Source organism: Pseudomonas sp. FSL R10-0399, from assembly GCF_009600165.1.
Lineage (GTDB): Bacteria > Pseudomonadota > Gammaproteobacteria > Pseudomonadales > Pseudomonadaceae > Aquipseudomonas > Aquipseudomonas helleri.
This window is the reverse complement of sequence record NZ_WIWK01000105.1, coordinates 1-21,752: the sequence shown is the minus strand read 5'-3', so window position 1 is coordinate 21,752 and position 21,752 is coordinate 1. Positions and strand designations below refer to the sequence as shown.

18 protein-coding genes and 5 pseudogenes are annotated in these 21,752 nt (G+C 59.1%); 15 read left to right on the top strand and 8 right to left on the bottom strand.

Annotation, left to right across the window (positions count from 1 at the left end; translation table 11 throughout):
* Positions 1-183: 183 nt before the first annotated feature.
* Entirely contained in the window at positions 184-453 is a 270-nt protein-coding gene (locus GHO41_RS23365; RefSeq protein ID WP_153327367.1) for a hypothetical protein, read from the bottom strand.
* Positions 454-637: 184 nt separating this feature from the next.
* Between GHO41_RS23365 and GHO41_RS23360 the strand changes: the two are divergent.
* Positions 638-841, top strand: a pseudogene (locus tag GHO41_RS23360) (ParA family protein); the annotation flags it as partial.
* 146 nt (positions 842-987) lie between these two features.
* Here the strand turns inward: GHO41_RS23360 and GHO41_RS23355 are convergent.
* Positions 988-1,965 (bottom strand): IS5 family transposase, encoded by a 978-nt coding sequence (locus GHO41_RS23355; RefSeq protein WP_323370561.1) that lies wholly within the window; start codon positions 1,963-1,965, stop codon positions 988-990.
* A gap of 71 nt (positions 1,966-2,036) precedes the next feature.
* Between GHO41_RS23355 and GHO41_RS23350 the strand changes: the two are divergent.
* Positions 2,037-2,624, top strand: a pseudogene (locus tag GHO41_RS23350) (ParA family protein); the annotation flags it as partial.
* Positions 2,625-2,801: 177 nt separating this feature from the next.
* Here GHO41_RS23350 and GHO41_RS23345 read toward each other — a convergent pair.
* Positions 2,802-3,590, bottom strand: coding sequence for a CHAD domain-containing protein (locus GHO41_RS23345; RefSeq protein WP_153327271.1), 789 nt, complete (start codon positions 3,588-3,590; stop codon positions 2,802-2,804).
* A 428-nt stretch (positions 3,591-4,018) separates the two neighbouring features.
* On the opposite strand from GHO41_RS23345, the pseudogene GHO41_RS30435 reads away from it, so the two are divergent.
* Positions 4,019-4,156: pseudogene (locus tag GHO41_RS30435) on the top strand (peptidylprolyl isomerase); the annotation flags it as partial.
* A 259-nt stretch (positions 4,157-4,415) separates the two neighbouring features.
* Here the strand turns inward: GHO41_RS30435 and GHO41_RS30795 are convergent.
* Positions 4,416-4,772 carry an LLM class flavin-dependent oxidoreductase gene (locus tag GHO41_RS30795; protein ID WP_371929013.1) on the bottom strand — a complete coding sequence of 119 codons (357 nt, stop codon included), beginning with the start codon at positions 4,770-4,772 and terminating at the stop codon, positions 4,416-4,418.
* A gap of 229 nt (positions 4,773-5,001) precedes the next feature.
* Here GHO41_RS30795 and GHO41_RS23335 point away from each other — a divergent pair.
* The 7 genes and pseudogenes from GHO41_RS23335 to fdhE all read left to right on the top strand — a co-directional run.
* Positions 5,002-5,187: pseudogene (locus GHO41_RS23335) on the top strand (IS3 family transposase); the annotation flags it as partial.
* Positions 5,188-5,258: 71 nt separating this feature from the next.
* Complete coding sequence (locus GHO41_RS23330) at positions 5,259-5,459, top strand: hypothetical protein (RefSeq protein WP_153327272.1); 201 nt, start codon at positions 5,259-5,261, stop codon at positions 5,457-5,459.
* A gap of 77 nt (positions 5,460-5,536) precedes the next feature.
* A complete protein-coding gene (gene fdhD / locus GHO41_RS23325; protein ID WP_153327273.1) occupies positions 5,537-6,394 on the top strand; it encodes a formate dehydrogenase accessory sulfurtransferase FdhD in 858 nt (285 codons plus the stop codon).
* Between the two features lie 139 nt (positions 6,395-6,533).
* Complete coding sequence (fdnG, locus tag GHO41_RS23320; RefSeq protein ID WP_153327274.1) at positions 6,534-9,584, top strand: formate dehydrogenase-N subunit alpha; 3,051 nt, start codon at positions 6,534-6,536, stop codon at positions 9,582-9,584.
* 18 nt (positions 9,585-9,602) lie between these two features.
* The gene (gene fdxH, locus GHO41_RS23315) at positions 9,603-10,490 is read left to right on the top strand and encodes a formate dehydrogenase subunit beta (RefSeq protein ID WP_305977941.1); all 888 of its coding nucleotides are present in this window, start codon (positions 9,603-9,605) and stop codon (positions 10,488-10,490) included.
* A complete protein-coding gene (locus GHO41_RS23310; RefSeq protein ID WP_153327276.1) occupies positions 10,487-11,131 on the top strand; it encodes a formate dehydrogenase subunit gamma in 645 nt (214 codons plus the stop codon). Before fdxH ends, GHO41_RS23310 begins: the two co-directional genes overlap by 4 nt.
* A complete protein-coding gene (gene fdhE / locus GHO41_RS23305; protein ID WP_153327277.1) occupies positions 11,128-12,033 on the top strand; it encodes a formate dehydrogenase accessory protein FdhE in 906 nt (301 codons plus the stop codon). Before GHO41_RS23310 ends, fdhE begins: the two co-directional genes overlap by 4 nt.
* Before the next feature lie 755 nt (positions 12,034-12,788).
* On the opposite strand, the pseudogene GHO41_RS23300 reads toward fdhE, so the two are convergent.
* Together GHO41_RS23300 and GHO41_RS23295 are read right to left on the bottom strand one after the other, a co-directional pair.
* Positions 12,789-13,054 (bottom strand): annotated as a pseudogene (locus GHO41_RS23300) (entry exclusion lipoprotein TrbK).
* Positions 13,051-13,410, bottom strand: a complete 360-nt coding sequence (locus GHO41_RS23295; RefSeq protein ID WP_371929012.1) for a hypothetical protein — start codon at positions 13,408-13,410, stop codon at positions 13,051-13,053. The pseudogene GHO41_RS23300 and the gene GHO41_RS23295 overlap by 4 nt, the downstream one beginning before the upstream one ends.
* A gap of 70 nt (positions 13,411-13,480) precedes the next feature.
* Here GHO41_RS23295 and GHO41_RS23290 point away from each other — a divergent pair, with 70 nt between their 5' ends.
* Positions 13,481-13,753: a PhnD/SsuA/transferrin family substrate-binding protein gene (locus GHO41_RS23290; protein ID WP_371929011.1), complete on the top strand. Its 273-nt coding sequence runs from the start codon at positions 13,481-13,483 to the stop codon at positions 13,751-13,753.
* 148 nt (positions 13,754-13,901) lie between these two features.
* Here GHO41_RS23290 and GHO41_RS23285 read toward each other — a convergent pair whose 3' ends face one another.
* Both GHO41_RS23285 and GHO41_RS23280 read right to left on the bottom strand, forming a co-directional pair.
* Positions 13,902-15,938, bottom strand: a complete 2,037-nt coding sequence (locus tag GHO41_RS23285) for a triacylglycerol lipase (RefSeq protein WP_153327280.1) — start codon at positions 15,936-15,938, stop codon at positions 13,902-13,904.
* A complete protein-coding gene (locus GHO41_RS23280) occupies positions 15,935-16,978 on the bottom strand; it encodes a DUF4105 domain-containing protein (protein WP_153327282.1) in 1,044 nt (347 codons plus the stop codon). The genes GHO41_RS23285 and GHO41_RS23280 overlap by 4 nt, the downstream gene beginning before the upstream one ends.
* A gap of 394 nt (positions 16,979-17,372) precedes the next feature.
* Between GHO41_RS23280 and GHO41_RS23275 the strand changes: the two genes are divergently transcribed.
* The 4 genes from GHO41_RS23275 to GHO41_RS23260 form a co-directional block, all read left to right on the top strand.
* Positions 17,373-19,118 (top strand): alpha/beta hydrolase, encoded by a 1,746-nt coding sequence (locus GHO41_RS23275; RefSeq protein WP_153327283.1) that lies wholly within the window; start codon positions 17,373-17,375, stop codon positions 19,116-19,118.
* Between the two features lie 2 nt (positions 19,119-19,120).
* Positions 19,121-19,885, top strand: coding sequence for an enoyl-ACP reductase FabI (fabI, locus tag GHO41_RS23270; protein ID WP_153327285.1), 765 nt, complete (start codon positions 19,121-19,123; stop codon positions 19,883-19,885).
* A 16-nt stretch (positions 19,886-19,901) separates the two neighbouring features.
* Positions 19,902-21,359: an efflux transporter outer membrane subunit gene (locus GHO41_RS23265; protein ID WP_153327287.1), complete on the top strand. Its 1,458-nt coding sequence runs from the start codon at positions 19,902-19,904 to the stop codon at positions 21,357-21,359.
* 14 nt (positions 21,360-21,373) lie between these two features.
* The coding region (locus tag GHO41_RS23260; RefSeq protein WP_153434770.1) for a biotin/lipoyl-binding protein at positions 21,374-21,752 on the top strand (379 nt) is incomplete at its 3' end.

Below are 21,752 nucleotides of genomic sequence, written 5' to 3'. Positions count from 1 at the left end.
TTGAACGGCTGTCGTTTTTTGAAAGCGCCGATGGCTCAGTCGCCGAAAAATAGGCGGCTACTTCAGACCATCCTTAGGGTTGGCTTCTGTCCCGCCGATAGCTATGAGCAAAAGAAATGTGCTGTCATGCTTGGGAAGGCCTGATACGGAGAGTGGTATGTCGTTTCAGAGCCGAAGGGTTATTCATCCACCATTTCTGGCATCGGCAACCTGTGCTTGTATGCCATCAAGGTATTGGGACTTAAGCTCTTCGGCCAAAGACCCAAGAATAGGATTGGATTTGAATTTCACGAAAAGATTTTCAATGATCTGATCTACCGAAACGTACGCAGCATCGACGCTTGAGGGCACAAGCGGATCGAACTGAATCCCTTCCATCTCCACATCGAGTTGTTTCAAGACTGGCTCGGCGTCTAGAGTCTGGTGGCGAATCTCATCAAGTGGCGATCCCATCATAAAACTCCTTGTTTTGGTGTTCGGGCCCCAGTACACCCCTCGCTGCCTTCTGATCTGGTGAGGCAGGCAAGGTGAGGCATCTACTGTCTTAAAAATGAAACTTGATTGTAAGGCTCGAGAATATTACTGAAATATTTCATTGATATGATCGGGGAAGGTTTTCTCTTAGGTCATCCGTCTCATGCGTCGTGCTGTGTTCAATCAAAAAGGGGGCGTTGGCAAATCAAGCATCGCCTGCAATCTCGCTGCTGTAAGCGCTGCCGAAGGCTACAGAACGCTTTTGGTGGATTTAGATCCCCAAGCTAACTCGACCCAATATTTGACCGGCCTGACAGGCGACGACATCCCTGTGGGGATCGCCGATTTCTTCAAACAAACTTTATCTAGGGAGACGCTGAACAATTAACCCGTTCGCAGCGCCCCCATTTCCAAGCCGTTTTTTTCAACCTACCGGCCTTATTTTGCATTTCCGGGGCCGATTTTCGCCCTCACTTTGCTGTTTTTCGGGTCAGCCCCGCCTTTCAGACGGATTTATCCCGCCGCCCGTTGCAAATACCGCTTGGCCAGCAAAAGGTTGGCCAACCCAAACAAACTGAACAACTGCGCCGTATTCTTTTCCAGCCCACGGTAGCGAACCTTGCGATGATTGAAGCGCACCTTGATTACCTGGAAGGGGTGCTCGACCTTGGCACGCAGTTGCGCCTTGGCATATTCAATTTTGCGCTTGACCCGATACAGCACGCTGCCTTCGCCGTGCTGCTTGTAACTGCTTGGCCGTGCTGCAATCGACCAGATAACGTCCCGTTCAGCATGCTCCGGTCGCTTGGCCGCACCGGTGTATCCAGCGTCACCTGAAACATAGGTTTCGGCACCGTGCAGCAGTTGGTCGACCTGGGTGACATCGGCCACGTTGGCGGCCGTCCCTACCACGCTGTGCACCAGCCCCGACCTGGCGTCGACACCAATGTGGGCCTTCATCCCGAAGTGCCATTGATTGCCTTTCTTGGCCTGATGCATCTCAGGATCACGCTTGCCTTCTCGGTTCTTGAGCGAGGGCGGCGCCGCGATCAGGGTAGCGTCGACGATAGTGCCTTCCTTGAGCAGCAGACCCCGGCAGGCCAGATGCAGGTTAATCGTTTCAAACAGCACCCGCGTTAGCTGATGGGTTTCCAGCAAACGGCGAAAACGCAGCAAGGTAGTGGCATCCGGTGCCGACTCGCGGCCTAGGTCAATGCTCATAAAACCACGGATGGCCTGGCTGTCGTAGACAGCATCTTCGCAACCTTCATCGGAGAAACCGAAACACTGCTGCACGACATACATGCGCAGCATGCGTGACAACCCAATCGCAGGGCGTCCGCGCTTGCCTGTGGTGTCGCTATAGAACGGCGCCACTTGCGCCTCCAGCTGTGCCCAGGGCACCAGCTGTTCAAGGTTAGCCAGGAAGCGATCTCGGCGAGTCTGCTTTTTCTTGCCGGTATATTCGAGTTCGGAGAAGGTCTTCTGCACGCGCGTAACGCTCACGGAGAGGGTGGCTGATTGAAGGTACTCAGTGTGCCAAGGCTGGGGACGGTTGGCTATTTTTGCAGCGTCTCCCTAGCGGCCCGGCCAGTAGAAAGAATCGTGTTTCTATAACAGAAACGCGATATGCCAATCTGCACCTGGTTACTGCCAGCCCAGAGCTTACAGACCTCCAGTCAAAGCTTGAGTCAAAGTTCAAGATAAACAAGCTGCGACGCTTGCTGGTTGGGCTTTCCGAGGACTACGAGCGTATTTATATCGACACACCTCCCTCCCTGAATTTCTATACCTTCAGTGCGCTAATTGCAGCCGACCGTGTGTTGATTCCTTTCGACTGCGACAGTTTTTCTCGTCAGGCGCTCTACAGCGTTATCACGCAAATTGACGAGCTGCGGGCTGATCACAATGAGTCGTTGATGGTGGAAGGTGTTGTGGTAAACCAATTCGTGAGTCGTGCCAGCTTGCACCAGACGCTAATTGACGAACTGGTCGCCGAAGGCCTGCCAGTGCTGCCGGTTTATCTGAGCAGTACGGTCAAAATGCGCGAGTCCCATGAGGCATCGGTGCCCATGATCCATCTGGCACCAAACCATAAACTTTCGTTGCAGTTCGTGAGCCTATTCGATGCCTTGGAGCGTGCCAACTGATCGCCTGACCGAACTTGCTACCCAGCGCTCTCAACTTCTTGATGATTGGGTAGCTAACCGCACGGGTAGCTCATGCCCGTCCAGTGCGCTGATCACAAAATTGAAATCATTATGCCGGTATGGAAGCGCTTAAGCGTCGCTCCTACTTCGAGTGAAACTCCTTTTTTCTAGGTTGCCTTACAAGGTAGCCATTTTTTTGCCTGTGAGTTCCGGCAGAAACTGCTTCAATTTCTGCATCTCTTCTTCAGCCTGCTTCAGTTTGCCCACCGACGCTTCTGCCCACAGATGCTCAAGGGGCTGAAGGTCAGGTTCAAGTTTTATTTTGAGGCACCACTGGAAGTGGTCATGCCACGATCCCAGGGCGGATTGCACTGCTTTCAAGGATTTCGCAGCTTTTCTAGATAGCGGGGACAATTCTGGGAACGCCTCGGTGAGGTATCGAGCACGCTTCACCAGGATTCTCAATTCGTGCCGGTCAAACTGATCGTCGTTCACGGCGGCATGAAGCTTGTCAATCTGTTTAATCAGTGCCTTGATAATGACCTGTTTCATTATCCTTGAATCGGTGCCCGGCTCAGATGCCCTGAATGCCGATGGCCATTGATCCAACACTGCGAACAGCCGGTCTAACGCAGGTTCGCTGACGATCTTGCGATGATCTGTCGTTAAACGAGAGCGTCTGGTGGCTGCCGCTTCCAACAAGCCCCGATGCTCAAGTTCACAAGCCATTACCTCCAGATCCCGCGCAGGTGTTGTCAATCGTCCCACCTCGGCGGCAGCCTCGCGCAGGGCATTCATTTCCCTCACTGAACGCAATGGGGTCAGCAAGCTTCGGATTCGTCTGACGGCAATTCGTAAATCGTGCAGTGCCTCACCGTCTGTCTCTGCCTCCAAACGACTACGGGCATGAAACAGAGCCACCTCAAGCTTGAGAATCTCTTTCACATATGTGTCTATAAATGCCATCGGATCCTCCGGAGTGAATGAGCCCGCTCAAGATTAGCAAAGAGCGCAGATCTTTATTAATAGACGGTATTGCAGGTTGTTACCGCCTACACCTGTGGAGGTTACGAGCGAGGCTGAAGACATTAATTTGACAATTCTCGGAGCTGTTCAGACGGCTGGAAAGGGACTGCCATCGGCGGCTACAGGCGATGTGCACCTGACGTAGTGGGAAACGTCAACGCCTGCGGGTGTTCTTGATAGAGGCATGGGCAACGAAGGCTTCGTTAGTTCGAACCCAGAGAAGACGTTTGCGCGCAAGCCCGTGATCAGCGCAGTGAAAGCGGAATGGACGCCTGACCATCGTCGTGATCACGATTAAAAGCTGCAATCGCCTGGCAGTGAGTTTTCGGCAGGCATCCAGTACTTAAGGTGCTTTGATTAGGGGCGAACCGCCAGCCGGGGTGGTCCGGCTCAAGGTCGGCGCGGTCTCCAAACCGCTGCCAAGCGTGGCGGGTTTCCATGTCATCAAACTCACTGAGCAGCAACCGGCGCGCACCACTATAGCCGCCACGCAGAGTGAGGTGCGTGGGTGATCGGGGCGTCCACCAGGTCCAGCCATTCGTTGGTCATATGCGGCCGGAATCCTCCATCGGGAATCAGGTCGCGCCAGGCGCGGATTTTTTCTGCCAGGCGCTGCGCGCCCTGACGGTTGTGCGTGGTTTCGGGATAGGTCAGCCAGCCATCTGCATGCTCGGCTATCCATGCTAGGGACTGGCCGGACGAACTGGAGACGATCAGTGGAATTGCGCCAGTAGCGGGCCTGGGCAGAAATTCCGCATCGTTTATTCAGCCCAGCGGTGAATTAATGGCCGGGTTGTCTGCCCGCATGAGCTGGCGGAAGTACGCCACCGCCTGAGAGAACCGCTCGCCGCGTTCGCCGTGGTCCAGACCATACGCGGGAAACTCGCAGGATCGGTCGCCGGATGCAATACCCAGTACCAGGCGGCCACCCGATAGCTGGTCGAAGGTTGTAGATACCTTAACCAGGTCGATCGGATGGCGCATGGAAAAAATTGCGCTGCTTGTTGCCAGAGCAATCGTCTTCGTCCGTGCAGCGAGAAACGCCAGATAGGTGAAGGGATCGAACACCTGTCCTGCATCGTCGAACGACGGGTCATGCAGAGGTACATCGCGCACCCACACGACGGCAAAGCCACGACGGTTGATGTCCGCTACCAGATCCGCTTGCCCAGCCAGCCAGCACGCGCATGTCGCCCTCATTGAAGCGTATTGGCAGGAAGATGCCTATGGTCAGCCGATCAGGGGCGAACATCCGCCGATAGCCTGGATGTGCGGAGAAAGCGGGAAAGGAAGCCCCGCCTGAAGCCTGGATAGAGGTTATGATTCTTATGTCCTGTGTGGTTTTCGACTCAAAGGATTCTTCGGTCAACTCAATCGAGAACGAGTTTTCCATCAATCGTATCGGACGTTTGATGAGGTACGAGTGGATCTATTCGACTACATCGAACGGTTTCACAATCCGAAAATGCGTCGTAGAGTTGCCCGGCAGGATCCGAAGTTTTCGACTCTTTTAAAACCGTCCGTGAAAATGGGGTAGAACCCAAGCGTCCGCACGGTGATTCGCCGTCCAGAGCGTAAGAGAATTTCACCGATGCCGATAGCCGGATCATGCGCACAGCCAACGGTTATCAGCAGGGCTACAACGCGCAGGCCGCGGTCGACGAATCGCTGTTGATCGTCGCCGCCACAGTCTCGAACATGGCCAGCGACACTGCGCACCTCATGCCCGTGCCGCACTCGCCGGAACTCGCGGATCGTCCGGTGCGCCGGGAAGTTCTCCGCCGCCAGCACGCGAAACGCCACTCCTAACGATTAGCCATTTATTTTCTGTGGGTTTACACTGGTCGAAATGAGATAAATAGTCACATGGGTGGAGGGCCCACGCTATGCCTCTCCAGGCTAAGCCATGCGGTAACGGCAACCCACAATCCAGCAGCATTGCCAGTACTTACACCTACGCTGAACTCGGTGCGACGCAGACCCGGCAACAGGCGGCGCTGGCCACCGAGAGTGTCTTGGCCATCAGTTACAACGGCTTGAATCAGGTGGTAATGATGGTCTCACCTCGTGATCTGGAAGACTTCGTGGTGGGTTTCAGCCTTAGCAACGGTACCATCAGCCATATCGATGACATTTACGACCTGCGCCTTGCGCAAGGGCAGGACGCCGCTTGGCATGCCGAACTGCAAATCAGCAGCCGCGCTTTCTGGAGCCTCAAGCAGCACCGCCGACAACTGACCGGCAGCAGTGGTTGCGGTCTGTGTGGAGTGGATGCCTTGGAGCAGGCGCTGCCGCAGCTGACGCCACTGACACCCTCGGCGTTGCCGGTCGCCGAACACCTGCAACAGCTACGCCAGCGCATCGATACCGCTCAACATCTGGCCCGTCACAGTGGAGGCATGCACGCCGCCGCATTTGTCGATCGCCACGGCGAACTGCTGCTGTGCCGTGAGGATATCGGCCGGCACAACGCCCTGGATAAACTGATCGGCGCCCAGTTGCGTGTCGGCCAGGACAGCCACGGCGGCTTTGCCGTGGTCACCAGTCGCTGTGGGCTGGAGCTGCTGCATAAGGTCGTGCGCGCCGGAATCGGCACCCTGGTCAGTCTGTCGGCTCCCACCACCCTGACCGTGGACTGGGCCCGTCGCCATCATTTGAACCTGATCCATGCGCCACACCGCGACGCTCCACGGGTGTACAGCCCGAGCCCCGAGCCCACCCGCGACCCCGACAAAACCCGATAGCCCATGCCACCCCCTCACTCGTCAATTCATCTCGACGGGTGAGGGGGTGGCGCATTCGAAACGCCTGACCGCATTCGGCCACTACGAAGCCGGAGCGAATGATCCAAGCGCAGTTATTGCGCCTGATGAGGAGATAACCATGGAACTCGGCAGAAGACAGTTCTTCAAGGTATGCACTGTCGGTGTCGCCGCCGCCAGCGCCGCCACCCTGGGCTTTGCCCCGGGCATTGCTCAGGCGACCCAGCCGCGCCAGTACAAACTGCTGCGAGCCAAGGAAACCCGCAACAACTGCACCTATTGCTCGGTCGGTTGCGGCATTCTGATGTACAGCCTGGGCAACGGCGCGAAGAACGCCAAGGAGCGGATCTTCCACATCGAGGGGGATCCGGACCACCCGGTCAGCCGTGGCTCGCTGTGCCCCAAAGGTGCCGGCCTGATCGACTACATCCACAGCGAACAGCGCCTGCAGTACCCTGAGTATCGCGCGCCAGGTTCTGACAAGTGGGAGCGCATCAGTTGGGACAAAGCGATCAAGCGCATCGCCCGCCTGATCAAGGACGACCGCGACGCCAACTTCATAGAGAAGAACGAGCAGGGCACCACGGTCAATCGCTGGCTGTCCACCGGCATGCTGGCCTCCTCGGCGGCGTCCAACGAAACCGGCATCCTCGACTTCTATTTCAGCCGCGCCCTGGGCATCCTCGGCATGGATTGCCAGGCTCGCCTGTGCCACGGCCCGACCGTATCGGCCCTGGCCCCGAGCTTCGGCCGCGGCGCGATGACCAACAACTGGGTCGACATCAAGAACGCCAACGTGGTGCTGATCATGGGCGGCAACCCTGCGGAGGCGCACCCGGTAGGGTTCAAATGGGTGATCGAGGCGAAGGTACGCAACGGCGCCAAGGTGATCGTGGTCGACCCGCGCTTCAACCGCAGCGCTGCGGTGGCCGACCTGTACTCGCCGATCCGCGCCGGCTCCGACATTGCCTTCCTTATGGGCGTGGTCAACTACCTGCTGATCCACGACAAAATCCAGCATGAGTACGTCAAGCACTACACCAACGCCAGCCTGATCGTGCGTGAGGATTACCGCTTCGATGAGGGCTTGTTCAGCGGCTACGACGAAGCCGTGAAGCAGTACGACAAGAGCAGTTGGGGCTACGAGTTGGGCGAAGACGGTTTTGCCAAGCGCGACCCGACGCTGCAACATCCGCGCTGCGTATTCAACTTGCTCAAACAGCACGTCAGCCGCTATACCCCCGAAGTGGTCACCAGCCTGTGCGGCACGCCCAAGGCCGACTTCCTGGAAATCTGCCAGATCCTTGGCGAGACCAGCGCGCCGAACAAGACCGCAACCTTCCTCTACGCCCTGGGCTGGACTCAGCACACCAGCGGCGCCCAGATGATCCGTGGCGCGGCCATGATCCAGCTGCTGCTGGGCAACATCGGCATGGCCGGCGGCGGCATCAATGCCCTGCGTGGCCACTCCAATATTCAGGGCTACACCGACCTTGGTCTGCTGTCGATCCGTCTGCCGGGCTACATGAACCTGCCGACCGACAACCAGCCGGACCTGGAGACCTATCTCGCCCAGACCACGCCCAAGGCGCTGCAGGCCGGTCAGGTCAACTACTACAAGAACATCCCGAAATTCTTCACCAGCCTGATGAAGGACCTCTGGGGCGACAAGGCCACCAAGGAAAACAGTTGGGGCTTCGACTGGCTGCCCAAGTGGGACCGCGAGTACGACATGCTCAACTTCATGAACATGATGTACGACGGCAAGGTCAACGGTTACATCGTTCAGGGTTTCAACCCGGTCGCGGCCATGCCCGACAAGAACAAGGCCAGCGCCGCGCTTTCCAAACTCAAGTGGATGGTGGTAATCGATCCACTGGCCACCGAAACCTCGACGTTCTGGCAAAACCACGGCGAGTTCAACGACGTCGACACGGCCAATATCCAGACCGAAGTCTTCCGCTTGCCATCGTCCTGCTTTGCCGAGGAAAACGGCGCCATCGTCAACTCCGGACGCTGGCTGCAGTGGCACTTCGCAGGTGCCGAGCCGCCCGGCGAGGCCTGGCACGACAGCAAGATCCTCGGTCATATGTTCATGGCGGTGCGCGAGCTCTATGAGCAGGAAGGCGGCATCTGCCCCGAGCCGATTCTCAACATGAACTGGAACTTCTCCACCCCTTGGGATCCGAAACCCGAAGAAGTAGCCAAACGCGCCAACGGCTACGCCCTGCAGGATCTTTACGACGACGTCGGCAAGCTGGTGGCTAAGAAGGGCGAGCTGCTGTCGGACTTCTCGCTGCTGCGTGACGACGGCTCCACCTCCAGCTATTGCTGGGTGTTCACCGGGTCCTGGACCGAGCAGGGCAACCAGATGGCTCGTCGCGACAACACCGACACCGGCCTGGGCTGTACGCCGGGCTGGGCCTTCGCCTGGCCGCAGAACCGACGCATTCTGTACAACCGTGCTTCGGCCGACCCGCAGGGCAAACCCTGGGACCCGAAACGCAAGATTCTGGAATGGAACGGCAGCCGCTGGATTGGCAGCGACGTGCCCGATTTTGGCGCGACCTTGGCGCCGGGCAACGAAGCCGGTCCCTTCATCATGCTGCCTGAAGGCGTCGGCCGGCTGTTCGCCGGTGGTAACATTAACGACGGCCCGTTCCCCGAGCACTATGAGCCGGTTGAGTCGCCCCTAGCCAACAACCCGCTGCATCCCAAGGTGACCTTTAACCCGACCATGCGCCTGCTGGAAAACGACGCCAAACGCATGGGCACGCGGGAAGAGTTCCCCTACGTAGCCACGACCTATTCGATTACCGAGTTGTTCCGTCACTGGACCAAGCACTCCAAGCTCAACGCCATCATTCAGCCCGAACAGTTCATCGAGATCGGCGAGACGCTGGCAGCGGAGAAGGGCATTGTCGCCGGTGACACCGTCAAACTGACCACCAAACGTGGCTTTGTCCGCGGCAAGGCGGTGGTCACCAAGCGTATCCGTGCGCTCTTGGTCGATGGCCAGCAAATCCACCAAATCGGTATTCCCTGTCACTGGGGCTACGAAGGCAGCACTAAGAAGGGCTTTCTGGCCAACACCTTGACCCCAGGCGTGGGGGATGCCAACAGCAATACCCCGGAATACAAGGCCTTCCTTGTGAACATTGAAAAGGTGTAACGGAGCGAACTTATGTCCATGCAATCTCAAGACATCATCAAGCGCTCCGCCACCAACGTTCTGACGCCACCATCCCAAGTGCGCGACAAGAAGGCGGAAGTAGCCAAGCTGATCGACGTGACCACTTGCATCGGCTGCAAGGCCTGCCAGGTGGCCTGTAACGAATGGAACGACCTGCGCGACGAGGTCGGCGAGAACGTCGGTGTCTACGACAACCCGCGCGACCTGTCGCCGGATACCTGGACCCTGATGCGGTTCGACGAGTACGAAAACGACGAGTCGGGCAAGCTCGAGTGGCTGATCCGCAAGGACGGCTGTATGCACTGTGCCGAGCCGGGCTGCCTCACGGCCTGCCCGCAACCGGGCGCCATCGTGCAGTACGCCAACGGCATCGTCGACTTCCAGTCCGAGCATTGCATCGGCTGCGGCTATTGCATCGCCGGCTGCCCGTTCGATGTGCCGCGCATCAGCAAGCAGGACAACAAGGCCTACAAGTGCACCCTGTGTTCCGACCGCGTCGCCGTCGGCCAGGAGCCGGCCTGCGTCAAGACCTGCCCGACCGGGGCGATTCGTTTTGGCAGCAAGGAGGACATGCTGCACTACGGCGAGGAGCGTGTTGAAGAGCTCAAAGGGCGTGGTTTTGCCGGTGCCGGTATCTACGATCCGGCGGGTGTCGGCGGTACTCACGTGATCTACGTCCTGCAACACGCCGACAAGGCGCAGCTGTATCACAAGCTGCCGACCGATCCGCGTATCAGCAGTGCCATTCACGGCTGGAAGGGCTGGCTCAAGCCGGTGGCGGCCGCCGCCTTCTTCGCCACGCTGGCTGGAACACTGTTCCACTATGTAGGGGTGGGTCCGCAGACAGTGGATGAAGACGAAAAAGAAGAGGAGACTCAGGTATGAATAAGCGCAACAGCCTTCTGCGTACCCCCTATGTGGTGCGTATCAGCCATTGGCTGATGGTGATCTGCTTCTTCCTGGTGGCCATGTCCGGCCTGTCCTGGTTCTTCCCTTCGCTGAACTGGCTGAACAACCTGCTTGGCGGCCCACAGCTGGCGCGGATCCTGCATCCGTTCCTGGGCGTGGCGATCTTCGTCTTTCTCGTCTACATTTTCATCCGTCTGGTCAAATACAACCTGCCGGAAGCCAGCGACGGCAAATGGTTCGTCAACATCGGCAAAGTGCTCAAGGGCGAACATGTCGATGGACTGGACACCGGCAAGTACAACGCCGGGCAGAAGGTGTTGTTCTGGGGGATCATGGGTCTGATCAGTTTGCTGTTGATCAGCGGCGTGGTGATCTGGCGTCCCTACTTCGCGCCGCTGTTTTCGATCCCGCTGATTCGCATCGGCCTGATGCTGCACGCCATCGCCGGCGTGCTGCTGATGCTGCTGATCATCGGCCACATCTACCTGGCGTTCTGGGTCAAGGGCTCGGTCGGCAGCATGTCCACCGGCTACGTCAGCCGCAAATGGGCCCGCATCCACCATCCGCGCTGGTATCGCCAGATCACCGGTGACACCACAAAGAAGGACCACCCATGAGTAGCATCAAGCTCGCCCCGGCTCAGGAACCCACCGGTGGGGTGAAACACGTTACGCCACTGCTGCTGCCACGCCTGAATCAGCATTACCAGGCCCGTGCCAGCCGCCTGGTACAACTAGCCAAAGGCCACGCCTTGGATGATTACCTGAGGTTCACGGCTGGCATCGCCGCCGCGCAGCAGCGGTTGCTCGACACATTTCCGCTACCGGACAGCGCCAACGCCCGACTTGAGTTGATAGACGGCCAAGCACCGCTGGATCACACCCGGCTTCATCGTGACCCTTATTGGCAGCAGGTATTGGGCCGCTTGATCGAAGAACTACGGCCGAACGCCTCGCCTGAGGCGCAAGCCGTGATCGACGAGCTGCGGGGCAGCCGTTCTCAGCAGTTGGAGCATCTGGCCGACAGTTTGCTCGCCGGCGACTTCGCCCAAGTGGGCAGCGGTCGGGCGCTATTCCTGTGGAGCGCGCTGTCGCTGTATTGGGTCCAGCTCGCCGCGCGTTTACCGCTTGAGGCCAGCGCTGAACTCGGTGAGCAGCGTCAGTTCTGCCCGGTCTGTGCCGCCTCACCCAGTGCCAGTGTGGTCTTGGGTGGCGACCAGAGCGGCCTGCGTTACCTGCATTGCGGGTTGTGCGAAAGCCGTTGGCACATGGTGCGGGTCAAGTGCAGCAACTGCGAGGAGGGCGACAAGCTCGACTACTGGTCGCTGGACACCAAGGACGCGCCGCTCAAGGCAGAGAGCTGCTCGCATTGCATGAGCTACCTCAAACTGCTCTACCTCGATCGCGCCAACTACCAAGAAGTCTTCGCTGACGACCTGGCTTCGCTGGCACTGGATGCTGAGGTAGAAAGAGAAGGCTTTGCCCGTAGCGGCTTGAATCCGCTCCTGTTTCCAGGCTAATCATCGAAGGGGCAAGGGATTGCTCCTTTATATGGCATGCGCAGGGTCTCACTTCCTTTACTACGCTAGGAGCCTGGGCGCCAGAAGTTTTCACCGACCCTGTTGCTGCCTGACCTTGAGCCTTAAGAGGCATCCTTCATTCGCGCGGATGGCACGGGGATGTTTGTCAGCTCGTCCACGGTAGAGAGCCTGATGAGGGCGGTGCCAAACCCATCGGCTCCTTACAAATGGATTCACGATTCTGTCAAGCAGATGCTTGGGGGCTGAGGGGATGGGGAAAAGCGACCGCCGTACAGAGGGGCGTCTTCGGGCGGTCGTAAAGGTAAAAACAAAAGGAGGTGCACTCCATGTGCGGGAATGAATGTAACCTAAATATTAGATAGCTTGCTACCTAATATTTAATCTGGATTGTTCTGCGGTCAGGCCAGAAAAAGCAAAGCCCCGGAGTCTCGCGGCTCCAGGGCTTCTATTTTCGCCTCCATCCCTAAATATTTGGCGAACGTGGCGCCGAGATTACCAGTGACGTGTTGATTGTTCACTACTGCTATAGGTGGATTGTGTTCGTTCGCAGGACGCAGAGGGGGAGGGATCTCGTACCAGTTTTTGTACCAGGGGTGTGTTTTTGAGGGCAAACACGGGGGGTTACCGTAAACCCCGGGTTTCATTACCTCAGAGTACCTTGCGAAACCTATTAATAATCGCGGTGTAATCATGTCCGTCCCACACCAGCAGATGGACTACTGCGGCCAAGAGGATCAGAAGTTCGGCGGGTTCTCCAGCGGAGTGTATGGGGTTTGAGGTCGCCGTAGAACCGCTTGCGCGTAGCCTCGACCACGCGGTTGCACAGCACATCACCCAATGTTGGTCGGTCGGTCTTGCACTGCTGGCGCAAAGCTTTCAGCCGTTCGAGATCGGATGCCAGTTCTTCTACGCTCGGTACATCCGCCTTCTTCTCCGGCACCTCGGACTGGCCGCGGGCCGTCAGTAAGATGGCGAACAGCAGCAACAGGGTTTTGTTCATGGTTCGATTTCCTCCGTGGTGTCGGGTTTGGAAAGTGCAACAGACCCGCCGTCCTGCAAGGCATCGGTTACATCGTCCCGTTCGATGAAAAGCGCCAGGGTTTGCGATGACTCACCGGCGGGCTGCAGCAAATAGGTCGTCAGCATCGGTGATCGACCGTCCAGCGACCGCGGCACAATGCCTGGCTCACGGTTAGCGACAATTTGCGAGGCACCCGCCAGTCCCAGGGCAAAACCTGCCGACACCAGCGCCATCATCAAATCCAGCGATGTAACCTGTTCAGCCACCAGTGGCTCTATATCTACGGTGCGCAACAGCGGGACCGTCGGATAGAGCTCTTTGTCTCGATGAACCATCGAAGCGGGGCACTTTTCCCCGGCGGGCAGCAGTTATCATTCGATACTGCTGGTGCGCGGGGATAGCGGAGTGCAGGCGCTGAGCGAACTGCGTGGTGGCAAGGTGGCTCTGAACGATCCAGCCAGCACCTCTGGGGTACTCATCCCCAATACCGAGTTTTCTGACGCCGTGGGCGAGCCGCTGGAGCGGTTCTTCTCCGCACAGGTTTATGCCGGCTCCCATGACCGGGCGCTGGACGCACTGTTGGCAGGTCGGGTGGACGCCGCTTTCGTTGCCGGCACACGGGCTGACGAATACCTCAATATCGGGCGTATCGATCGGGACACCTTGCGGGTGTTATAGCGTTCCGAGCCGATACACTACGATCCCTTTGTCTTCAGCGCCGGGGCCTGCGCCGATGTTCGGCAGCGGGTATGTGAGCTGATGACCACACCTTCACCGCAGATGTCGGCGTTCCTGAAGAGCCAGGACACAACGGGCGTTAATCCCGTCAGTCATGCGCACTACCAGCCGCTATTGCGGTTGATGACCCGCTGACGGGCTGCACGGTTATCTGCGCTCCAGCAACACCCCCGGGACGCTGTTGATGCTGGTACTGGCCTTCCCGACTCTGTGTCATGTCTTCCTTCAGGATGCGCTGGATCTCTAGTATGGCGGCGGCGTTCTGCTGCACACTGTGGCCTGAAATGATGACTTTCTCGGACACTGCATCGGGAAGGTGGGCGCTGCGGTAGGGTACCAGGCCATCATCAGAGTCAGCCAGTGCTACCTGCGGGTCGGCCTGGGCGATAATGGAGTGATAGCGCACCTGGCCTGAGATCGGCAGACCCGCGGCCGTACGCACGAAGGGGTCGTCCTTATTCAGGTTGTTGACGCTGTTGGGCATCGCCCTCAGCCGTTCGTGACTGCCGGCAGTCGCCGTGGGGATCAGCAGCTGGGTGAACTCTTCGAGTACCGTCACCGGAAGCCGGACCAGACCTGCCACCCAAAGACCCAGACGCCCGCCGGCAATGGTCGTGCCCCGGTGCGGAGCGGCGATGAAGATAGCTCGGCCAACCTGAGGGGAGGGCTCGAAACGCAGCATCGGGTTGATGCGCTCGATCTGCTGTGGGGTCAGCTGAGCCTGGTCCGTGGCGAGCTGTATCAGTGACTGGTCGGCTGTCGATACCATCAGGCGCGCGATCACGCCGCCCATACTGTGCCCCACCAGCACCAGATCGGACGAAGCAGGTGCCTGACCAGAGGGGTCGAAATGCGCCAGAGTCTCCCTTAGTGCTCGGCGAATCAGGCTGTGGTTCAGGGCTATTGGTATGTTGGTCGGGTAGTAGACCTGCCAGATCTGGTACTGCTGTCGCAGCAGTTCATCGCCGAGAATCTCATTGGCCAGTTCCACCCAGGCCTCCGGACTGCTGGCCAGGCCGTGCAGCATAACAATGATCCGCCTGTTCGGATCATAGGGCTGCATCAGATAGACATGAGGGCGCTCGATGCCGCCCTCACGTCCAAACAGGCTGAGCAGTGACTGTTGGCTGAAACCGGCGCGCGCCAGCCACAGGCCGTAGCCGGCCGTGAAATTGGCCGCCAGTGATACCGATTGGCCATGCAACATGATGGACTGTTCGACGTAAGGATCATGTACCGTCAGACGGGCGCTATGGGTCTGCAGCATGGAGTCCAGGTCTGCACCGTCCGGGTGCAACAGGATGGTCATGGATGGGGCGGGCATTTCGCTCCATGCCTGAGGTCGGGTGTTGCGTCTGGTGGCCGGGCGTCCACTCTGGGTCGGGGCTGCGGTCAACGGCTGGTCCGGCATGACTGCCACCAGTTCGGCGCCGAAGCCATCGCGTCGATAAAGGCTGCGCAACCCGCGAAAGGACAGCGACGAGGCCGGCAGGAGTTCTGCAGGCATCGCTGCATCACCAGGCAGGCGCATATTGCCCATATCCGTCTGCACTTGCCAGCCGGCGATGTTCTCGGTGGGCTGTGCCGAGAGTGGTGAGGGTGCCTGCTGACGCATCTCGAATACGCCGGTCACCGCCTGTTCGACGGCGTGGTTGTACCAGTCGCGCACCTGGGTCTGCCGATCCTCGAAGGCCCGCTCGCCGGGAGTGCGATCACCGAAGAACAGATAGGCATAGGCATGGCGGATGGTCTCAAACCAGGCGGCTTGCTGCTCCGTTCCGGGAGGCGAGGCTTGTGCCTGCGCCAGCCACAGTTCGGCCAGCGCCGCCAGGCGCCGATCCGTGGCGATGCCAGTCTCGGCGGCCAATGCTTCAAGGCAGGCCGGTGACGAGGGTGTTGCACATGGCCCTGCGTCCAAGGCGGCTACCCGGATGGTCTGGCTGGTCGCGTCGCTGATCTGGCCACGGATCAGGATATCGCCGCGCCTGAGTTCGATGGCTTCGCTCGCGTTCAGCGTATGGACTTCGACCGCTGGCCCGAACTCACGGAGGATCGAGCAACCGCTAAGCAATAATAGGGTAATGGCGAGCAGTGCCAGCAGCGGGCGAGGAGAGAAAAGAGTCATGGGTGTTTCTCGTCGATTGCCGTGCCGGGCACACCCAAGCGAATCGCCGTTGAGAAGCTGTGCTGCGATGCATCAAGGCCCAGCGCGCGCTGGTTGATGTAACCCAGCGATTGCAGCTCGGGGTAGCGGTAGCCAGGCACCAGTCCGCCCAGATCGTGAACGTACTCGGCGAAGTGCCCTGACAGCAGCAACCGGTAGTCCGTTGGCAGGTTCGGTGTAATCAATCGAGCGAGCTCGAACACCACCGTAGTGCAGTTGCTGGTCAAGGTGTTGTAGAAACGCGGCGCGCTCCGTAGCCCGTTGGCTGCCTCCAGATAGGCCAGAAACAGTGCACGAACATCCGCAGGTTCCATCTGCAATCGATAGAGGTAAACGTCCTCTCCCCGGACGTTGCTGCGGGTTCGCAGAATGTCCCGTTCATCGGCTGCCACCAGGGTCTGCTCGAACTGACGGAAGAAACCACCGATCGCTGAAAAGGACTCGTGGTGCTCCTTGCGTATTTCCAGGGAAAACACGATCTGTTCTCCATCGTCGAAGCCGAACGATACCAGCGTATGGGCAATGTGCGGCCCCATCCAGTAGGACAGCACGAGGTCTGCATGACTCAGACGGTCCAGGTTGTAGCTGCGCTGTTCCCAGCGTGGGGTGTAGTCGGTCTCACTGCGCCACTCGAAGTTGCGCACATTTTCCAGGTGTACCAGGTTGCCGTCGACCCTGGCTTCCAGCAGTTGGGCCACATCGTCAGCCCACAGGCGCTGGTGTGATGGTTGCAAAGTACTCCACCAACTGGCCAGGATCGCAACGGCAGCGACAAACAGCATGCCCGTCAGACGGCGTGCCCGTCGGCTGGGCAGGCCGGTGAGTGTTATCAGCATGGCCAGTCCTGCGGCGATCCACAGCCCAATGGCGATCCAGCGTGCTGCCGGCTGCGGCATCTGATGCCACAGTGCCAGTGCACCCCAAGCGGTCAGCAGCAACACTGCGAGGCTGAGCATCAGGCGTGCCAGGCGGCGTACGGCGTAATGTCTGGTTTGGCTCATTCAGACGGTACCTGTTCAGCCATTCTCGCAGCGGAAGACCGGTGACAGCGTTTGTCAGGCGCGTCCTTTTTTATAAATGACATGACAGGACCTTGTTCATGAGCATGGGGCAATAGCGAGCAGGGGCGGAGCATAGCAGCTCTTTCCTGGCATGCATCGGTACCGGCATCACGGGACAACGCAATGGGATGTCGGGACGTTGCCTAAGCAGTCTGCCAATTCAATAATGCCCGCAGCTCACGCATAAAAAAAACATCACCAATTCTTGCCGTGCGGCCCTATTGCAGGGCGGAACAGGCTCGGATGTCTGCTGAGAAAAAAGAGGTCAGGAGTGGGTGACCTGGGTGATCCATATTTTTTCGCCAGCGGCGTATTACTTGAGGAGAAGGCATTCATGACGGAGTCGGATAAGCGGTCGGTAGATGGTCTTGATCAGCAGGCACAGGCAGCATGGGCCACAATGTGCTCGTCCCTATCTCCTGAATCAGTGCTTATTCCCTGGCTGGATTGGGCCTCGCATCTGGTCAAGAGTCCAGGCAAGTGTGCGGAGTTGTCCAACTTGGCGTTGGCGCTGACCGAGAACCTGCAGGAGTACCTGCGTGATTCTCAGTCCAGACTGGCTGGCCAGGATGATAAGGCAGAGGCAGCGCGTCCTATTGAAGATCGGCGTTTCAACGATCCGGCCTGGGACCAATGGCCCTACAATCTGTTGCACCAGTCTTTCCTGGCGCAACAGCACTGGTGGGAACAAGCCACCCAGGATGTCTGGGGTGTGGATCAGCATCATCAGGATGTGGTGGCCTTCAAGGCACAGCAATGGCTTGAGATTTTCTCGCCCGGCAATTGGCTCATCTCCAACCCGGTGGTCTTGCAAAAAACCCTTGATGAAAGTGGCGCCAATCTCCAGCGTGGCCTGACCCACTTCCTTGAGGACTCGGTTCGGCAACTGAACGGCCAGCCTCCTGTGGGGGCCGAAGCCTATGTGGTCGGCGAGACTGTTGCAGTCACCCCGGGCAAGGTGGTGCTGCGTAATCGTCTGATTGAACTGATCCAGTACACGCCGACTACCGACAAGGTTCATCCAGAGCCGATTCTGTTCGTGCCACCCTGGATCATGAAGTATTACGTCCTCGATCTTTCACCGCACAACTCGCTGATCAAATACATGCTTGATCAGGGCTTCACGGTGTTCTGCATCTCCTGGAAGAACCCCGGCGTCGAGGAGCGTGAGCTGGGCATGGATGACTATCTGGAGTTGGGTTTTCACGCCGCGCTGGATGCCGTCAAGGCCATCGCCCCCAACAGCAAGGTGCACACGACAGGCTATTGCATAGGTGGCACGCTGCTGAGTATCGCTGCTGCGGCGATGGCCCGCGACGGCAGGAGCGAGGAACTGGCGTCAATGAGCCTGCTTGCCGCGCAGACCGATTTCAGCGAGCCGGGTGAATTGAAGGTGTTCATCGATGAAAGCCAGTTTGCTTTGCTTGAGGCGCAGATGGCGCAGGTGGGTTACCTGCGTGGCGACCAGATGAGCGGTGCGTTTCAGATGCTGCGCTCCTACGATCTGCTGTGGTCGCAACTGGTCAACCTGTACCTGCTGGGCGAGCGTCAACCGATGATTGATCTGATGGCGTGGAATGCGGATGCCACCCGCATGCCGGCCAGGATGCACTCAGAATACTTACGCCGGTTGTACCTCAACAACGACCTCAGCGAGGGCCGCTATCCGGTCAACGGTCGCCCGGTATCGCTCAGTGGGCTGACGCTGCCGGTATTCGGTGTCGGTACGGTTACCGATCACGTTTGCCCCTGGCCGTCGGTCTACAAGCTGCACAAGCTGGCACCCGCAGAGATCACCTTTGTGCTGACTAGCGGCGGGCACAACGGCGGGATTGTCAATGAGCCAGGCCGGCCCCGCCGCCATTACCAGGTTCTCACCCGTCCGCAGGGCGGCGAACACCTGACCACCGACGACTGGGCCGCCACCGCACCGCTACACCAGGGATCGTGGTGGCCCGAGTGGGTGGGTTGGTTGCAGGCACGCTCGGGGGTTGCGATAGCACCGCCTGGCATCGGGGCTGCCGAGCAAGGCTACGCGGTTCTGGCTGACGCCCCCGGCGATTACGTAAAAGAGAGGTGAGCATGACTCGACTGAAGGGAAAGAAAGGGTTGGTTGTCGGCATCGCCAACGATCAGAGTATTGCCTGGGCGTGCGCACGGTCCCTCCGCGCCAGCGGTGCCGAACTGGCCGCGACCTGGCATACCGAGCGCTCACGCCCGCATGTCGAGCCCTTGCTGCAACAGCTCGGGGTAGACATCCAGATGCCGCTGGATATTACCGACGACGCGCAGTTGCGGGCGCTGTTCGACTTGATTGAGCAACGCTGGGGGCGGCTGGACTTCGTGCTGCATTCCATCGCCTTTGCACCCAGGCAGGATCTGCATGGTCGGGTGGTGGACAGTTCCCGGGAAGGCTTCATGACGGCCATGGATGTGTCCTGTCATTCCCTGATGCGGTTGGCACGGTTAGCCGAGCCGCTGATGCCGCAAGGTGGCAGTGTGATGACCATGAGCTTCATCGGTGGCCGGGATGTGATTCCGAGCTATGGGCTGATGGGGCCGGTCAAGGCCGCGTTGGAATCGAGCGTGCGCTATCTTGCAGCCGAGCTGGGCGCGAGCAATATTCGGGTCAACGCAATCTCTCCCGGCCCCATCGCTACACGCGCTTCTTCTGGGCTATCAGATATCGCTGGGCTGATCGATGACAGTGAGCATCGAATGCCCATGCGTCGTGGATTGAATATCGATGATATTGGCCCGCTCTGTGCTTTTCTGGCCAGCGATGATGCCTGCGCTATCACCGGTACCACCCAATATGTCGATGGCGGTTTCCATGTTCTCAGCTGACAGTCGGGTTCTGTGCATGAAGTCACACTTTACTCATGGCCGCAGCGGGTCTGGGCTTGCCACCCTGGCGCTGAGCGTCGTCTTGGCAGGATGCGCGCCGCTGACCTCGCAGACGGCGCGACCACCGCTGCCGGTTGCCACAGACTGGCCGACAGAGGTGTCGCAGGATACACCCGGCACTGCTCCTGTTGAACTGTCCTGGCGCACTTATGTAGCTTATCCGCCGTTGCAAGCGCTGATCGAGACTGCGCTGGTCAACAACCGTGACCTGCGTCTGGCGTTGTTACGAGTGGAGGAAGCCCGGGCGAGTTACGCGATCCAGCGTTCCGACCAATTTCCCACACTGGGTATCGACGCCCAGGGCGGGCGCGCCCGTGTGCCAGGGGATTTGAATTATTTCGGGCAATCGGCGGTCAGCGGCGACTATCGCGCCGATGTCGGATTGAGTAGTTGGGAGCTGGATCTGTGGGGACGCGTACGCAGCCTCAAGGACGCTGCGCTGCAAGAGTATCTGGCTACTGATCAAGCCCAGCGTGCGGTTCGGGCTACGCTGATCGCCGAGGTTGCCCATGGCTACCTGGGGCTGCGCGAACTCGATGAGCGCCTGGCGTTGACCCGGCAGACCATCGCCACCCGCGAGGAATCCTATCGTATCTACAGCCGCCGCACTGAGGTCGGTTCGGCCTCAGTCTTCGAACTGACCCAGGTCGAGACGCTGCTGATCCAGGCTCGCACACTGGCCACGCAGCTGGAACAGGCACGGGCGGCACAAGCCAATGCGCTGGGCCTGTTGTTGGGTGCTCCAGTCGAACTGCCGCCGATCCACAATACCGAGGTTGCGCTGCGCGACGAAGCGGTGTTCACCGAGCTGCGGGTGGGGCTGCCCGCCGAGCTGCTGACCGCCCGGCCCGACATCGCCGCCGCCGAGCATCGGCTGGTCGCTGCGAATGCCAATATTCATGCTGCGCGTGCAGCGTTCTTCCCCCGCATCGCCTTGACCGGCAGTTGGGGATCAGCCAGTACCGAGCTCGACGGGTTGTTTGAAGGTGGTAGCCGGGCCTGGTCCTTCATGCCCACCATTTCTCTGCCGATCTTCGATGGCGGGCGACGTCGTGCCGGGCTCGATCTGGCCGAGGTGCGCAGTGATATGGCGGTCGCGAGCTACGAGCAGACCATCCAGACGGCGTTCCGCGAGGTGGCCGATGCGCTGTCGGCCCGCCAATGGCTGGGTCAGCAGGTTGGGTTTCAGCGTGAGGCCGTGGATGTGCAGACCCGGCGCGCGCGCTTGGCACAGCTGCGCTACGACAGCGGTGCAGTGACCTTTCTCGAAGTGCTGGACGCCCAGCGCGACCTGCTGGATGCCCAACAGCAACTGATGCAAGTGCGCCGCAGCCTGCTGGACAGTCATGTCTCGCTGTACGCCGCGCTAGGCGGCGGCAGCGCTGAACCCGATATTTCCACATCTACACCTTGAAGGCGCTTACAACCATGGCACAGACCGGTTCTAGCAAGAAAAACACTATTCTCATTGCTGGCGTGATCGTCGCAGCAGGGCTCGGCTGGTATGGCTGGAGTCAGTTGCAGGATGATGGTCCCGGTGCAGGCTTTGCCAGCGGCAACGGTCGCATTGAAGCCACCGAGATCGATATCGCCACCAAGCTCGCTGGTCGTATTGTCGAGATCCACGCCCAGGAAGGCGATTTTGTCACTGCCGGGCAGCCCCTTGTGGCGATGCAGATCGATGTATTGAATGCACAGCACGAAGAAGCTGAAGCCAGCCACAAGGAATCCTTGCAAGGTGTGGCAGCGGCACAGGCCCAGGTGGCTCTGAGCGAAAGCGAGGTGGCCACCGCGCGCGCCGTGGTGG